Source organism: Microcoleus sp. ARI1-B5 (assembly GCF_036705795.1).
GTDB lineage: Bacteria > Cyanobacteriota > Cyanobacteriia > Cyanobacteriales > Microcoleaceae > Microcoleus.
Genome location: NZ_JAUBVK010000002.1, coordinates 47128 through 62467 on the forward strand (window position 1 = coordinate 47128; position 15340 = coordinate 62467).

General features: G+C 46.2%; 13 protein-coding genes. 7 read left to right on the plus strand and 6 right to left on the minus strand.

Going from position 1 to position 15340, the window contains the following annotated elements:
• Positions 1–340: 340 nt before the first annotated feature.
• The 3 genes from QUB63_RS02995 to QUB63_RS03005 form a co-directional block, all read right to left on the minus strand.
• A complete protein-coding gene (locus QUB63_RS02995; RefSeq protein WP_332943732.1) occupies positions 341–568 on the minus strand; it encodes a type II toxin-antitoxin system Phd/YefM family antitoxin in 228 nt (75 codons plus the stop codon).
• A gap of 89 nt (positions 569–657) precedes the next feature.
• Positions 658–1662 (minus strand): hypothetical protein, encoded by a 1005-nt coding sequence (locus QUB63_RS03000; protein ID WP_332943315.1) that lies wholly within the window; start codon positions 1660–1662, stop codon positions 658–660.
• Between the two features lie 269 nt (positions 1663–1931).
• Positions 1932–2492 (minus strand): hypothetical protein, encoded by a 561-nt coding sequence (locus QUB63_RS03005; RefSeq protein ID WP_332943316.1) that lies wholly within the window; start codon positions 2490–2492, stop codon positions 1932–1934.
• 191 nt (positions 2493–2683) lie between these two features.
• Between QUB63_RS03005 and QUB63_RS03010 the strand changes: the two genes are divergently transcribed.
• Positions 2684–3769 carry an RNA ligase gene (locus QUB63_RS03010; RefSeq protein WP_332943317.1) on the plus strand — a complete coding sequence of 362 codons (1086 nt, stop codon included), beginning with the start codon at positions 2684–2686 and terminating at the stop codon, positions 3767–3769.
• Between the two features lie 177 nt (positions 3770–3946).
• Positions 3947–4795, plus strand: coding sequence for a phosphatase domain-containing protein (locus tag QUB63_RS03015; protein ID WP_332943319.1), 849 nt, complete (start codon positions 3947–3949; stop codon positions 4793–4795).
• A gap of 225 nt (positions 4796–5020) precedes the next feature.
• Here QUB63_RS03015 and QUB63_RS03020 read toward each other — a convergent pair whose 3' ends face one another.
• Positions 5021–6556: a mercuric reductase gene (locus QUB63_RS03020; RefSeq protein WP_332943320.1), complete on the minus strand. Its 1536-nt coding sequence runs from the start codon at positions 6554–6556 to the stop codon at positions 5021–5023.
• Between the two features lie 16 nt (positions 6557–6572).
• Positions 6573–7304, minus strand: a complete 732-nt coding sequence (locus QUB63_RS03025) for a TVP38/TMEM64 family protein (protein WP_332943321.1) — start codon at positions 7302–7304, stop codon at positions 6573–6575.
• A 63-nt stretch (positions 7305–7367) separates the two neighbouring features.
• Here QUB63_RS03025 and QUB63_RS03030 point away from each other — a divergent pair, with 63 nt between their 5' ends.
• Both QUB63_RS03030 and QUB63_RS03035 read left to right on the plus strand, forming a co-directional pair.
• On the plus strand, positions 7368–8414 hold the full coding sequence (locus QUB63_RS03030) for an isochorismatase (protein ID WP_332943323.1): 1047 nt from the start codon (positions 7368–7370) through the stop codon (positions 8412–8414).
• Between the two features lie 111 nt (positions 8415–8525).
• Entirely contained in the window at positions 8526–8747 is a 222-nt protein-coding gene (locus QUB63_RS03035) for a hypothetical protein (RefSeq protein ID WP_332943324.1), read from the plus strand.
• Positions 8748–8835: 88 nt separating this feature from the next.
• Here the strand turns inward: QUB63_RS03035 and QUB63_RS03040 are convergent, their stop codons facing one another.
• Positions 8836–9858, minus strand: coding sequence for a cysteine peptidase family C39 domain-containing protein (locus tag QUB63_RS03040; protein WP_332943325.1), 1023 nt, complete (start codon positions 9856–9858; stop codon positions 8836–8838).
• 421 nt (positions 9859–10279) lie between these two features.
• Here QUB63_RS03040 and QUB63_RS03045 point away from each other — a divergent pair, with 421 nt between their 5' ends.
• The 3 genes from QUB63_RS03045 to QUB63_RS03055 all read left to right on the plus strand — a co-directional run bounded on the left by QUB63_RS03045 (position 10280) and on the right by QUB63_RS03055 (position 15283).
• A complete protein-coding gene (locus QUB63_RS03045) occupies positions 10280–13048 on the plus strand; it encodes a cation-translocating P-type ATPase (RefSeq protein WP_332943326.1) in 2769 nt (922 codons plus the stop codon).
• Positions 13049–13271: 223 nt separating this feature from the next.
• A complete protein-coding gene (locus QUB63_RS03050) occupies positions 13272–13403 on the plus strand; it encodes a hypothetical protein (RefSeq protein ID WP_332943328.1) in 132 nt (43 codons plus the stop codon).
• Positions 13404–13873: 470 nt separating this feature from the next.
• Entirely contained in the window at positions 13874–15283 is a 1410-nt protein-coding gene (locus tag QUB63_RS03055) for a CmpA/NrtA family ABC transporter substrate-binding protein (RefSeq protein WP_332943329.1), read from the plus strand.
• Positions 15284–15340 lie beyond the last annotated feature (57 nt).

Here is a 15340-nt window from a genome sequence, read left to right on the forward strand (position 1 = left end):
CTTTAATTGCTGGTTGGGATAATTCAGGGGATAAAACTGAGCCGATCGACATTCTGAGGGACAGGCAGCCGACGGTGTATGATGTGCCTAAGAATCTGGATCGAGCTGTTTTGGCTGAAGAGTTTGCTCCTAGGTAACAGGATTTGGGGATAGAAATGTTGGAATGAGGGGAAAAGGGCGATGTAATTGCGATCGTCAGCTACGGCAATTAATAACTGAACTTAGTGCATAAATCTTTGATTGATAGGAAACCGCTCCTTAACGCTCCTTAACGCCGATAATTTCCTGATTGGAGAGTGAATGGCAATTCAACTCTACCAAACAATAGTATCCAAGTAAATCAATATCGTGCTTCCTCCCTTAGCCTAATGACTGTTGCGCTCAGCGGTTCGCCCTTTACTTGGATAGAGTCTCGGAGTGTTTTGAGTTCAGCTAACCGCTGCTCCTTGGATAGCGGCCCGACTACGCGAGCTACTACTTTGCCCTCCTGTACGATTGTCACTTCTTCTCCTTTCGCCACCTTTTCCAAGATAGCTTGCAGATTCTGCTTGGCTTCTTCAACGCTAATCGCCTGCCTCTTATTATTAGTTTTTTAGGTACAATTAAATTGTACATCAACTGGAATCTCAAATCTCAAATCTCAAATCTCAAATGGTATTAACGTTGTCCTGCTTGAAGTGCAGAATTTGCGATCGCAACAACATCTGACTGCCGTCCATTTTTGATACTTACTCGGTACAGCACCCCCAGCCTTTGCCACTCAACAGAAGCAGTGCAGTAAGCACCGCAACTATTGAAATAAATTCCCCTGATTCCGCCAGCTAATTCAATGCTTCTATAAGTATCCCTCGGCAATTGTGAAGGAGGCGAAAATGGTTCATCTCTTTTAGCTTCGATTGTGCCGAAAGCACAGGCTCCCGCGCGGCATCCTTTGCCGAAATACATTCCAACAATGTAACCGTGGGAACCTGCTTGCACGTCAAAATCAATTTGCTGAATGTCAGAGAATGGCAGTATATTGGGGAGGAAAACAGGGACTCGCGTTTTGCCTTTGATTTGCTGAAAGATGTTACTCGCAGGAAAACGACTGTTAGCTTGATTTGCACCTGACTTATCGGGGATTGGGGGAAACTTTTGGACAAAATCTCTCCACTGCAAAACTCTATTTTTACTAACGTTCAGAGTGGGAATAGAATATTTTTCTACGGCAATAGAAGGGCGGCCATTTTTTAGGTCGAAGTTGCGGCGAATGACTGTAATTTCCGGTTTGCTTAACCCGTAAGCTGCGGCTGTGGAGCGGGCTCTCTGGCAGCTAATTTTGAAGCGTCCCATGTCAATGTTGCCATTTTCTGCTTCATAAGACCAATTGTAACCCTCAGCAGTCCGATCGCGATCGCACAAAAAACCAGAAATCTCAAACATCTTGGCAATATGAACGTCGTACAAGCGCAACTTGCGGCTGCCGGCAGATTTTGCAGTATTGCGATCGGGTACGATAAATTGGATGGATTGCCAGTTATCTTGAGAAGCATAATTAAACCAGCGAATTTCTGTAACCGGTACTTCTGGCCTTGCTAGCGCGGAGTTAGGTGTCAAAAGTGCGATCGTCAAAGCAGTCACCACACCAGCAAAAATCGCCCCAAATAGCCATCTTCCCCTCATCCTGATTTCCCTATAGACATTACAACCATTCTGTCTTGCTTCGCCAGCTTTGGAAAGCGGAGGACTTACTCATGCAATTTTAGATTTGAGATTTTAGATGGGAGATAATTGACTAAATAAAAGTTTCGAGCTTGCGTAAAGTTGCATTGTTTAGGAAAATGGTGTCCAAAAGTGTTTTGACAAGCTACTTATAGCGGCAACAAACCATGATAGTCATAAATCATCCCAATTGAAAATCCAAAATCTAAAATCTAAAATCTAAAATCGTCTTAGCGTTTCCCAGCTTGAATAGCAGAATTTGCAATCTTAATTAAATCTGCTTCCCTTCCATTTTTAATGGCTACAGTATACATAAAAGTTTGACTTTTCCACTCAAGAGTAGCCGTGCAGTAAGCCCCGCAACCGTTGTGAAAATTTCCTTTCACACCGCCCGCAAGTTGAACGGTTTTTAACGTCTTAGTTACCCCTTCCATTTTAGTAGAAAACTCACCGCCTTTCTGACCTCTAATTTCCCCAAAAGTGCAAGCTCCCGTACCTTTGCAATCTGCTGTAAACTCCATAGAAACAGTATAGCTGTCGGGTTTACTTTGGGTTTGATAGTAAAGCTTCTGCGAAACAGGAACACGGCTGGGGAGAAAAATTGGTACTTGTGTTTTGCCTTTTAACTTTGGCAAGATTTCACTTACCGGCACAGCAGCATCAGCTCGAGCAACAGGCTTTGTTTCCGCCAGCACCTGCGGCAATGCGCCCGCACCAAAAACTCGCGATACAGGTACCAAAGCACTCAATACACAAGCAGAAGTCGCCAAAAGTAATAATTTATTGTTCACTATTTTTCTCCTCAATGTCGAAACAGTCCAGTTTTTCGCCCAAGCGCGTTCACTATATTACAACGCTACTCCAAAATACAAAAATCACCACAGGCATTCAGGAAAAAATAAAATTACGATATTCTTTACAAATGCGCTATAATATGCAATTTCCGATAAGATAGAGAAGGCGAGTAATTTAGGAGTCGAACGTGGAACTGCAAGAGTATTTACGCCAGCACGGATTAGAAACTTTGTGCGAAACTTATCATATCAAAGTTACCCGCCACCGCCAATATCCCGATTTAGTCTGTCTGAAATACTCGCAGATAGAATCCCCGCTGGGCGAAAAAATAGTCCAGCAGTGCCGGGGCATTATTTTAGATTCATCTCAAGATTGGCAGATTATTTCTTATCCCTACGACAAATTTTTCAACTACGGGGAAGGCCACGCCGCTGCAATTGATTGGAGTCATGCCAAAGTCTACGAAAAACTAGACGGTTCTCTGACTGTACTGTATTTTTACAAAGGAGAATGGAGAGTGCAATCTAGCGGCACTCCCGACGCAGCGGGGGAAGTTAACGGTTTTGGATTCAGCTTTGCCGAACTGTTTTGGAAAGTGTGGCAAGAATTGGGGTATCAATTGCCGGAAGAAACCGACGAGTGTTTTATCTTTGAGTTGATGACGCCTTACAATAGAATAGTTGTCCAGCAAAAAAACAATCAAATCGTGCTGCACGGGGTTCGCAACACTCAAACTCTGCTAGAAACAGACCCGAGTATTTGGGCAAATAAATACGGCTGGGAGTTAGTAGCATCCTATCCTTTAACTAGCTGGAAAGAAGTTGTCGAAGCGGCTCAACATTTAGACCCGATGGATTCTGAAGGGTATATTATCTGCGATGCTAATTTCAACCGAGTTAAAGTAAAGTCTCCGCAATATGTCGCCATTTCCCATCTCCGCGAAGGGTTTTCTACCCGCCGGATGATAGAAATTGTTTTGACTAATGAAGGAGAAGAGTTTTTAGCTTATTTTCCTGAATGGATTGGGTTGTATCAAAAAGTTAAGAATAAATATGAATTGTTAGTTCAAGAAATCGAGGAGGTTTACCGACAGCACGAACATATTGAAGTTCAGAAAGATTTTGCGTTAGCTGTAAAACATTTGCCGTATTCTGGGATTTTGTTTTCTTTGCGGGCTCGCAGAGTTGCGGGAGTGAAAGAAGCTCTCCGCGATGTTAATATCTATAAAATAGAGGAGCTATTGGGTTTAGATTACATCCATCTAGGTTTGTAGTAACGACTGCTGTCCTTTCTTGAATGAGGACTTTAGTCGTCACTACGAACGAAGATTAACATTATATTTTAGGTGGCAGAAGAAAGAAATGCACCTAATTAAACCTAAGATACAGCTAAAAAGCTTGCTGTACGAGCATTCTTCCTTCATCCTTCATCCTTCTTCTTTCTAATTACCATGAAAAGAGTTATTGTACTTGTCGGTTTACCTGCTTCGGGAAAATCTCAATTTGCTAGGGAATTGCTGCTGTCTGAACCTGCAAAGTGGGTGCGTAGCAATAAAGATTTGCTCAGAGAAATGGCTCACGCTTCTCATTGGTCGCCGGCGAATGAAAAGTTTATTTTGCAGTTGAGAGATACGATTATTTTGATGGCTTTGGAAAGCGGCAAGCACGTCATTGTTGATGATACTAATTTCGGGTCTCACATCGAGCATATCAAACAGTTGGTAAAAGGTAAAGCCATCGTCGAAGTTAATGATTCTTTCCTGCAAGTTCCGGTTGAGGAATGTATTAAACGGGATTTGAAAAGGCTTAATTCTGTGGGCAAAGAGGTGATAATGAAGATGTACAATAAGTACGTGCGGATTCCCGTTGGGCCGCCGGAATATAACCCGGATTTGCCGGATGCAATTATTGTTGATATGGACGGTACGCTGGCACTTCTCAACGGCAGAAATCCTTTTGATGCTTCGACGTGCGATCGCGATTTGCCCAATCCGCCAGTTTTAGATACTGTTCGCAAGTGGCAGTCCAGCGCCCATATTATTGTAGTGTCGGGCAGAACCGATGACTGTCAGCCTCAAACTGAAAAATGGTTGCAGCAGTATGAGGTGAATTATGCGGCTCTTTATCTGCGGAAAACCGGAGATATGAGGAAGGATGCGATTATGAAGGAAGAGTTGTATCGGCGGCATATTGCGGGGAAATATAATGTTAAGTTTGTATTGGACGATCGCCAGCAAGTTGTTGATATGTGGCGGTCGTTGGGAATGACTGTTTTTCAAGTAGATGAAGGGGATTTTTAACTGAGGATCGATTTGGGCGATCTCCCAACTCCTAATGCTACACTCAAAGTAACCCGGAATAGATCTAATTCATCTGCGTTAATCTGTGTTGTATCTGCCCTCATCTGCGGTTAAAAAAAGAGAATTTCTCGAGCCGCCGATGACAATGGATTCACGCTGATTCACGCAGATAAAGAGAAGAGAGATAGGAATAATTCCGATGGTAACAGATTTGAGATTATTTACTTATCGCGTCCCAGCCAGCCAGCGGTTAAACAAATTTTTCACAAACGGCGTTAAACGAGTGCGATTGTAAGCATCTCCCGCTTTCCGAATTGCTTCGGCTTGCGTCGGATACGGATGAATTGTACTCGCAATCTTTCCCAAACCAATATTGTTAACCATTGCCAAAGTAATCTCACCGATCATATCTCCAGCGTGTCGCGCTACAATCGTTGCACCTAATATTTTGTCGCTGCCTTTCTTGACGTGGATTTTCACAAATCCTTCCTGTTCGCCGTCAATAATTGCCCGATCGACCTTACTGAAAGGAATTAAAAATGTATCGACATCAATTCCTTGGGCTTGCAATTCGCGATCGCCCAATCCGACGCGCGCCACCTCCGGATCTGTATAGGTACACCAAGGTACCGTCAAGGCGCTGAGCTTTTTGCGCCCGAAAAACAGAGTGTTTTGAATCACCATCCTGGCGGCAAAATCAGCAGCGTGAGTAAATTTATGTTTCATGCAAATGTCGCCTGCGGCATAAATGCGGGGATTAGTAGTTTGCAAATTGTCGTTGACAAAGACGCCAGTTTGTGTATCGTATTCGACACCGACAGCCTCCAGATTCAAGCCTTCCACGTTGGGCGATCGCCCCGCACTCGCAATAATTTCATCTACTGTTACCGATGCTTCCTTACCTTGAGATTGATAATAAATTACTTTGCCTGAATTTGTTTTCTCAACGCCCTCTATTTTAGATTCAAGTATTAGTTGAATTTCTTCTCTTACAAAAGCCTGCTGCACAATTGTCGCAGCATCCGCATCTTCCTTGTCCAAAATCTGAGCATTTTTGTGCAGCAACACGACTTCGGAACCCAGCCGCCGAAAGGCTTGAGCTAATTCGCAGCCGATCGGCCCACCGCCAATTACCGCCAAACGCTGAGGTCTTTCTGTGAGGTTAAATACAGTTTCGTTTGTCAAATATCCAGCTTCTTGCAAGCCGGGAATTTGCGGTTGTCGCGCCCTTGCGCCTGTGGCAATTACTGCTTTTTTAAAGCGCAGACTTTGACCTGCAACTTCTATGGTAGAATTGCTAGTAAAGGAGCCGGAACCTAAGAAGACATCGACTCCTAAAGTGTGTTGGTAGCGATCGGCTGAATCAACATCGCTGATTCCCGCCCTAATCCGGCGCAGCCGTTCCATGACTGCGGAAAAATCCACTTCTGGAGTGTTAGAAACATTAACCCCAAATTTACTAGATTCCCAGATATCGCCGACAGCGCGGGCCGATCGAATTAAAGCTTTTGACGGGACGCAACCGACATTCAAACAATCGCCGCCCATTAAATGTTTTTCAATCAAAGCAACTTTTGCACCCAAACCCGCGGCGCCCGCAGCCACAATTAATCCGGCGGGCCCGGCGCCAATTACTACTAAATTGTAACTGCTGGCGGGCTGCGGATTTACCCAATCGGGCGGATGCAAGTAGGAGACTAATTTTTGGTTGTGTTCGTCCATCGGGGGGACTGTTACGCGATCGACTTTTGACTGCGACATGAGCAAATCTTCCTAATTAAACAGTTTCATCTAAAGCTTTGCGAGCAATCCTAGTTATATAGACAGTGACGGCGACAGCAGCCGTAAAACTGATGGTATTAATCAACCATTTTACAAGTTCGGCTTGAGGATTTGCCTGCTGATTTACCGTACATATCGCAGCAATATTTCCCACCAAAGAACCCGAGTAAACGTACATCACAGTTCCCGGTATCATGCCGGAGGAGCCTAATACATAATCTTTCAAAGAAACCTGAGTAATCCCCAAAGCGTAATTCAATAAATTGAACGGAAATAAAGGGCAAAGACGAGTTAAAAAGACTATTTTAAATCCTTCTTTAGCAACTGCGCGATCGAGCGCTTTGAACTTCGGGTGAGCTTCCATATATCTTACCACGCGATCGCGCGACAGGTACCGCCCGATCAGAAAAGCAAAGGTCGCCCCTAAAGTTGCGGCGATTAACACGTATATCGAACCCCACCACAGCCCAAACAGCACCCCGCCTCCCAAGGTCAGCACGGAACCAGGTATAAATAGTACAGTAGCTAAGTTGTAGGTAGCGATAAAAGCGACTGGCCCCCAAATGCCTAAATGCTCGATTTGGATTAAAACGGTTCTTAAAAGCTCTTGAAGGTAGGCAGATCTGGTTGCTATAATTAAAAGGGCGATCGAAAGTGCGATCGACAAAAACAACAATCTGCCTTTAAAAATATCCCTGCTAGAAATCTGATTTGCTTCTGGCTCCATAATTGACCCATAAATAGATAGATACGAGCATTATATAGCAGTTGTCAACTTACCCGATCAACCATGACAGCAAAAATGCAACTCCCTATCCCCGACTATTTCGATCCAAAAAAAGTCAGCGCCGTTTGGCGAGTTCCCTACGCAGAAAGGACTGCTGAAGCTAAACAATGGGCAGAACAACACAGCATCCAGCCTTCTGCTAGCGACAAAAACCGGATTTGTTTGCTGATAATCGACGCTCAAAATACATTTTGCTTGCCGGAATTTGAACTATTTGTCGGCGGGCGTTCCGGTAGCGGCGCTGTCGATGACAATTTGCGGCTGTGCGAATTCATCTATCGCAATTTAAATTCAATTACAACGATTGCGCCGACAATGGACACGCACACCGCCATGCAAATTTTCCATCCAATCTTTTGGATCGATGATGCAGGCGAAAACCCCATTCCCGCCGCCACATTAATTACTCTGGAAGACGTGCAAAAAGGCATCTGGAAAGTCAACCCAGCCGTCGCCGACAGCATCGCCGGTGGCAATTATTCTGCACTGCAAAAACACTGCCTTCACTACGTGCAGAAACTCAGCGACGACGGCAAATATCCCTTGACAATTTGGCCGTATCACTCAATGCTGGGCGGCATCGGACACGCCCTGGTTTCCGCCGTGGAAGAAGCGATATTTTTCCACAGTATGGCGCGCAACAGTCAAGCACTTTTTGAGATTAAAGGCGGCAATCCCTTAACTGAAAACTATTCGGTTTTGCAGCCGGAAGTCTTAGACGGGCCCGACGGGGTTTCTATTGCTGAAAAAAATGCTAAGTTTATTGATAAGTTGCTCGATTTTGATGCGGTAATTATTGCGGGACAAGCAAAAAGTCACTGCGTTGCTTGGACGATTGATGATTTGCTGACTGAAATTTTGGCGCGAGATCCGAAGTTGGCTAGGAAAGTTTATTTGTTGGAAGATTGCACTTCGCCGGTGGTTGTTCCCGGTGTTGTTGATTTTACGGAACAAGCAGATGCGGCTTTTCTAAGATTCGCGCAGGCGGGCATGAATGTTGTTAAATCTACTCAGTCAATTGATAGTTGGGCAATAAGACTCGGCGGTTGAAACCAGGTTTATACAAGCGATGTCCCTCTCTAAGAGACTCAAGAATAAGATGCGTTACAATTTAAATAACTTTGCAAGCTTTTTTTAACTCAGAAGTAACCGCTTAACTCTATGAATACCCTTGACCAAGTGCTAGAAAATGCTTTAAACTTAACCTACGAACAGCAGGAAATGTTGATTAAAATTCCCCAAAACCGTCAGCGTGAAAATCGCCGTGCAGAAATAGCTGCGGATGCCCAAAAAACTTTGGCTGATTTCCGTGCAGGCAAGTTTCGACAGCAGTCAGCCGAGGAGGTCATTGCAGCTTTGCACCAGTCTTTATTAATTGAGTAATCGGATCTAACTTACCCAAAAAAAATCTCTCTTGTTCTCTTTCTCTGCGTTCTCTGCGTTCTCTGCGGTTCATGAATTCTTCTAATAACTATTTCCCATCCAATCTCGGTACGCCTTCCAAAAAAGCACCGCTCAACATTAATTCAGTTATCCGATCTAGTTTGCCGCTGACTTTCAATTTTTTATCTGTTTGAAAACGCTCGATGTCTGCTTTCAAATCGCCGCTATTATATCCTAATTTAGTCAAATAATCGATCGCTTGTTTGTCACTTAACAAGATATCCGCAGAACGGAAAATCGGCACGTATTCCTCCCGCCAAATCTGGGCAAAAGTTGCCCTGTCTAAATAGAAAATCCTGCCCCGCGCCGGGTCTCCAATGGCTGCTACACTGTCGTTCATTCCCAGCAAAGCCACCGCGTGCGGCAATTTCCGAGGGCCGTCAAACAGCCAAACTGCTAACACTCCGGGGCGATTAATTTGCTGGATTTGCTCCCAAGTCGGTGCTAGTTCCACTGCATTTACACCCAAAGCCCTCGCTGCTACAATCAACTGCGGCATCGAAGTGCCCAAGCGACTCGTGCCGGCAAAACGCGCTACACTGGATTCCGTCGCCTCGATTCCCCAACGCCTCAACACTGTTGCTAGCGCCGCCGGTGCACAACTGCTGTTAGAAGTTTGCCGAAACACACCGTTTGGCCGCAAATTATCTACCAAGTCATCATAAATTGGCGCTAGAAAATAAGCTTCAGCGCCTGTAAATCCGCCCAATCCCAGCAAGCCAATTAAGATTACTGCGACTACTTGCGATCGCGCCGTCAGCCAACTTATGCTAAACCCAATACCGCAGACTCCCATCAGCATCACCCGCAGCAGAGTCCAAGTTACTCGCATTCCGTGAAAGCGCCACTCTAGGGGCAAAATCGGTATTTGAGGCAGATTTAAAGCCAGCAGCAGCAAGCCCACATAAAAACCCAAAAACAGCAGGGCGATCGAATTTTGGCCCTTAAACAAATCGTTAGCCGTCACTCCCGATCGAACTAACACCCTTCCGAAACGCATTCCCCAGACAAACAGCACCGAACCCAGCAGCAGCGTTACCACTATTTCCATGAGGGGGAGATGGGGAGAGGGGGAGATGGGGAGAGGGGGAGTGCACAATCAGCAAGACTTGGAAGATTAAGTTTAAATTTAACATTTAAATTTATCGGCGCATCTGCCTTGACATCCTTGTCATCAAACCGGAATTTTAAACTAACCTAAAAGCTGCAAAATGTCAAGGAGTTGAGTAACTTTTTTTGACCTTTCGTAAAACTCCCAAAAAAAGATTTAGCACCGAAAAGAATTTCCCAAACCTATTGCAACAGACAGACACATCTGTTGTAAGATAGATGGAAGTCACAACGCATTCAAACAATTAACCAACCCTCTTGTCGCTCAATATATTCACGCTCCAACGATCGAGGAATTGTATTGAGCGCGCCGATTAAGGAGCGATAAAAGCTCGCCAGACAACAAAAATTCAGGAAAAATCATGCCAGCAAAAGCCGCCAACGATGTAGACGTAGCAGAGCAATATTGGCACTACTTAGAAAGATCCAAGGTTGCAACTAAATTAGAAACCAACCTGGAAAACGGCCTCGATCCAGCAGAAGTAGCTACTCGCCAACAAAAATTCGGGCCAAACGAACTCACAGTCAAAGCAGGGAAACCAGCATGGTTAAAATTTATCCTGCAATTTAACCAACCTTTGCTGATCGTATTGCTGAGTGCAGGTTTAATCAAAGCATTGATTGGAGAATGGCTCAACGCCAGCGTAATTTGGGGCGTAACCACTACCAACGCTACTATTAGTTTTATCCAAGAAGCGGGAGCCGAGAAAAAAATCGAAGCCCTAGCTCAAGCAGTCACCACAGAAGCCACAGTCATTCGGGGCGGCAAAAAATTAAGAGTTCCCTCCAAAGAACTGGTTGTGGGCGACTTAGTAACCCTGACTTCCGGCGACAAAGTACCCGCCGATTTGCGCTTGGTGAAAGTGCGCGACTTGCAAATCGACGAATCGGGACTTACGGGCGAATCCGTTGCTGTCGAAAAAGAACTGGGAGAGTCGGGAGACTTGGTTTTGCCAGAAGAAACGCCACTGGCAGAACGCGATAACATGGCTTACGCCGGGAGTTTCGTCACCTTCGGCCAAGGTAGCGGTATTGTAGTTGCGATCGCCAACAACACCGAAACCGGCAAAATCTCCCAATTGCTCGATCGCCACATCGACCTCACCACGCCCCTCACCCGCAAATTTAACCAATTCAGTCAAAACTGGCTGCTCTTCGTGCTGGGAATGGCAACCTTGACCTTTGCAGTCCGCTTGGGGCGACCAGTCCCAGCCGGAGTTTCAGCCTTTAAAGAAGCAGTCGAACCAGCAGTCGCCCTGATTGTCGGCGCAATTCCCGAAGGACTTCCCGCCGTCATCACCGTCACCCTCGCCGTCGGTGTTTCCCGGATGGCGGCCAAACACGCGATCGTCCGCAAACTGCCCGCAGTAGAAACCCTAGGCGGCGCCACAGTCATCTGTTCCGACAAAACCGGAACTTTGACAGAAAATCAGATGACGGTGCAAGAAATCTATTCCGGCGGCACCTCCTACTCAGTTACAGGTACGGGATACAGTCCCGAAGGCGAAATTCAACTCAACCAACTGCCAATTACTGTCAGTCAAGCTCCAACTTTGCAAGAATGTTTGCAAGCCGGAATGATTTGCAACGACTCTCACCTGGAATTCAAAGACGATAATTGGATTGTCGTCGGCGATCCGACGGAAGGGGCGTTAATTGCTGCGGCCAAAAAAGCAGAACTGAGCCAGCAAACTTTGTCCAAGTCAATGCCGCGGCTGGATTCAATTCCCTTTGAATCTCAGTTTCAATACATGGCGACGCTGCACAAAACTCCGACGAGCGGCAAAATCTTGTATGTCAAAGGTTCAGTAGAATCAATTCTGACTCGCTGCGCTTCAAGTCTCGACACTCAAGGAAATCCCGCAGCAGTCGATCGCGAGCAAATTCACCACCAAGTCGATGCAATGGCCCAGCAAGGCTTGCGCGTCTTGGCTTTAGCTAAAAAAATCGTTCCCGACGAACAGAACTCCGTCGCTCACTCAGACGTAGAATCAGGGCTAATTTTCTTGGGACTGCAAGGCATGATCGACCCGCCGCGGGCCTCTGCGATCGCCGCCGTCCAAGCCTGTCAAACTGCGGGCATCCAAGTTAAAATGATCACCGGCGATCACATCGCTACCGCCAGGGCGATCGCCCGCCGCATGGGATTCCGCAAAACCAAGCACCACAGAGAACTTGTAGCATACACCGGCGCGCAACTCGCTGCTATGGACAAAAACGCCCTCGCCGAAGCCGTAGAAGCCGGCTCAGTTTTTGCCCGCGTCGCCCCAGAACAAAAACTCCGCCTCGTAGAAGCTTTGCAGCTTCAAGGCGAAATTGTAGCCATGACGGGAGACGGCGTTAACGACGCGCCCGCCCTCAAACAAGCGGATATCGGCATTGCAATGGGTAGCGGTACTGAGGTTTCTAAGGAAGCCGCCGACATGATTTTGACTGATGATAACTTTGCGTCGATCGAATCTGCCGTAGAAGAAGGTCGATCGGTCTACAAAAACCTGCTCAAATCCATCAGCTTTATTCTCCCAGTCAACGGCGGAGAATCGATGACCATTTTGCTCAGCACCCTGCTGGGCCGAGAATTGCCGATTTTGTCGCTGCAAATCCTCTGGCTGAATATGCTCAACTCGATCGCCATGACTGTGCCGCTCGCTTTCGAGCCCAAGTCTCCCGGAGTGATGAAACAGCAGCCGCGACCGGTCAACGAACCTTTCCTGACTCAAAATCGGATCAAGCGGATATTGGCTATTTCTCTTTACAACTGGACGATAATTTTCGGAATGTTTGAATGGGTGCGCCAATCGGATTGGGGAACTTTGCCGCTGGCGCGGACAATGGCAATTCAAGCTTTGGTAATGGGGAGAATTTTTTACCTGTTGAGTCTCAGCCAGTTGCTGCCTTCTTTGATTGCTAAATTTAGCGGTTCTAAGGAACAAGTTAGCGGCGCTCCTGCCCTCGGTGTGGGAATTGTCCTGGCGGTGATTTTGCAAATTATCTTTGCTAATTCTCCGTTTGTGAATCGCATATTTGAGACGGCTCCGATGAACCTCGATCAGTGGCTGATTTGTTTTGGTGTAGCGCTACCGATGATCGGCATTGCCTTGTCTGTCAACCGCTTTGACCCGCCCAACTAACAGGATTCGGCATTCATAAAAGGTTCCCAGCATCGGAATGCAAGTCCGCATAAATGAAAGGACTTGCATTCAGATGCTGCGAACCAATCTTATTCTAGTCGTTATTCCTTCTTCCCTCTTCGTTCTTGCTTCTTCTGATAACTGATTGTTGCTGTTGTCGAGTTCTGCTGCGGACAATGGAATACTTGACAATTGTAAGTTTTGAGCGTTTGGCTGGGAGCCTTTGTCTCAGCAAAACACTCAAAACTTCATTTTTTTCTCATATAAGCGCCGCATTCACGGGCGATCGCTCGATCGGCTGCACCTCAACCGCATACAATATTTTTATAACATTGTCAATATACCAAAAGTATGATATTTCCAAAATCATTGACAAAAATGAGAAGACCGGCTGCGGGCAACTGCCCAAAAGCTTACACCGCAAGCTTTTGGTAAAAGATGGGCGATCGGTGAAACAATCGGGCAACACCAAGGACTACTTAATAAAACGCAACATCCTACAACATATACTTATCATTTAAATTTAATATTTGTTTTATAATTACAGCCAGAGTACGGTAAACTTAATAATCAAGCCAAGAAAATGTGGAGCTCGCTTTTCGCGAGTTAACGCAACTTGGCCGATCGCAATATCAAGTTAATCAAAAGAGTCTAATCAGCAGGGATAATTTAAAGACTTATGGTAGAAATAAGTTTTTTGCTCCCTCCTGCTTTCCCTGCGCTCAAAAGAGTTCCCTAAACCCCAATTAGCGAACAGTAAAAAGCGCTTTGATAAACTTCAGTGATGTCGTTACAGAAGATTATGTATTGGAGCGAGGCTAGGCTATGACCAAATTTTCAGAAAATTTTTCCCGGCGCAAATTTATCGTGACAGCAGGTGCATCTGCCGTCAGTTCAATACTGCTCAAAGGCTGTTTGGGAAATCCCCCAGAACCCGGTGCTACTGCTGGTGCTGGCGGTGGTAGCGGTGCCGGTGCTGGCCCAGGAGTCCCTGCTGCCACATCAGCAGTTGCTGTTGCCAACGAGAAAAGAGTAGAAGGGATCGAAAGCACGAAGATTACATTGGGATACATCCCGATCGTCGAATCAGCCCCTTTAATTATTGCCCAAGAAAAAGGCTTTTTTGCCAAATACGGCATGGTAGATGTCAAAGTTGCCAAACAAGCAAACTGGGGTTCGGCCAGAGACAACGTAGAAATCGGATCGGCAGGCGGTGGCATAGACGGCGGCCAGTGGCAAATGCCGATGCCTTATCAAATTAGCCAAGGCCTGATCACCAAAAACAGCGTCCAAATCCCGATGTACGTGCTGTTACAGCTAAACACTCAGGGAAATGGAATTGCGCTCGCCGGCAAACACCAAGGCAAAGGGCTCGGACTCAAACTAGAAAAATCCGCCCAAGACTACATCCTCGGACTCAAGAAAGCAGGCACGCCCTTCAAAGCAGCCTACACCTTTCCCAAAGCCAACCAAGATTTGTGGATTCGCTACTGGCTCGCAGCTAACGGCATCAATCCCGACGCAGATGTCGAACTGCTAACAGTACCGGCTGCCCAAACCGTAGCCAACATGAAAACCGGCAGCATGGACGGTTTCAGCACAGGCGACCCCTGGCCCCTGCGGATTGTCAGCGAAAAAATCGGTTTCATGTCCGCTTTAACTGCCCAAATCTGGAAAGCACATCCAGAAGAATACTTAGCAATTCGCGGCGACTGGGTAGACAAGCACCCCAAAGCTACCGAAGCCCTGCTAGCAGGAATAATTGAAGCGCAGCAGTGGTGCGACAAACCAGAAAATCGTGCCGAATTGGTGTCGATTGTTTCTGGCAAAAACTTCTTTGACGTAAAGCCGGAAGTTTTGCTTGCTCCTTATGAAGGCAAGTACGATATGGGTGACGGCCAGCCCGAAATCAACGACTTTAAAATGAGTACGCTGTACTGGAATGATGGAGTCGGCAACGTTTCCTATCCCTACAAGAGCCACGATTTGTGGTTCTTAACCGAAAGCGTGCGCTGGGGTTTCTTGCCGACAAAAACCTTGGCAGACAAAAAGGCAATCATCGATAAAGTCAACCGCGAAGATTTGTGGAAAGCAGCAGCTAAATTAGCCGGAGTTTCGGCGGCTGACATTCCCAAAAGTACGTCTCGGGGTGTTGAAAAGTTCTTCGACGGCAAAGAATTTAACCCGGACAAACCCGAAGATTACCTCAAGAGTTTGGCATTTAAAAAAGCGTGATGGGTTAAACAGTTGACCTGTGACAGTTGACCTGTGACAGTTGACAACGCAGTTTTT

Coding starts and splice junctions, on each gene's coding strand:
- QUB63_RS03055 (WP_332943329.1), top strand. CDS start 13,874: ATGACCAAATTTTCAGAAAATTTTTCCCGGCGCAAATTTATCGTGACA.
- QUB63_RS03000 (WP_332943315.1), bottom strand. CDS start 1,662: ATGAGGGGAAGATGGCTATTTGGGGCGATTTTTGCTGGTGTGGTGACT.
- QUB63_RS03015 (WP_332943319.1), top strand. CDS start 3,947: ATGAAAAGAGTTATTGTACTTGTCGGTTTACCTGCTTCGGGAAAATCT.
- QUB63_RS03030 (WP_332943323.1), top strand. CDS start 7,368: ATGACAGCAAAAATGCAACTCCCTATCCCCGACTATTTCGATCCAAAA.
- QUB63_RS03020 (WP_332943320.1), bottom strand. CDS start 6,556: ATGTCGCAGTCAAAAGTCGATCGCGTAACAGTCCCCCCGATGGACGAA.
- QUB63_RS03040 (WP_332943325.1), bottom strand. CDS start 9,858: ATGGAAATAGTGGTAACGCTGCTGCTGGGTTCGGTGCTGTTTGTCTGG.
- QUB63_RS03025 (WP_332943321.1), bottom strand. CDS start 7,304: ATGGAGCCAGAAGCAAATCAGATTTCTAGCAGGGATATTTTTAAAGGC.
- QUB63_RS03035 (WP_332943324.1), top strand. CDS start 8,526: ATGAATACCCTTGACCAAGTGCTAGAAAATGCTTTAAACTTAACCTAC.
- QUB63_RS03045 (WP_332943326.1), top strand. CDS start 10,280: ATGCCAGCAAAAGCCGCCAACGATGTAGACGTAGCAGAGCAATATTGG.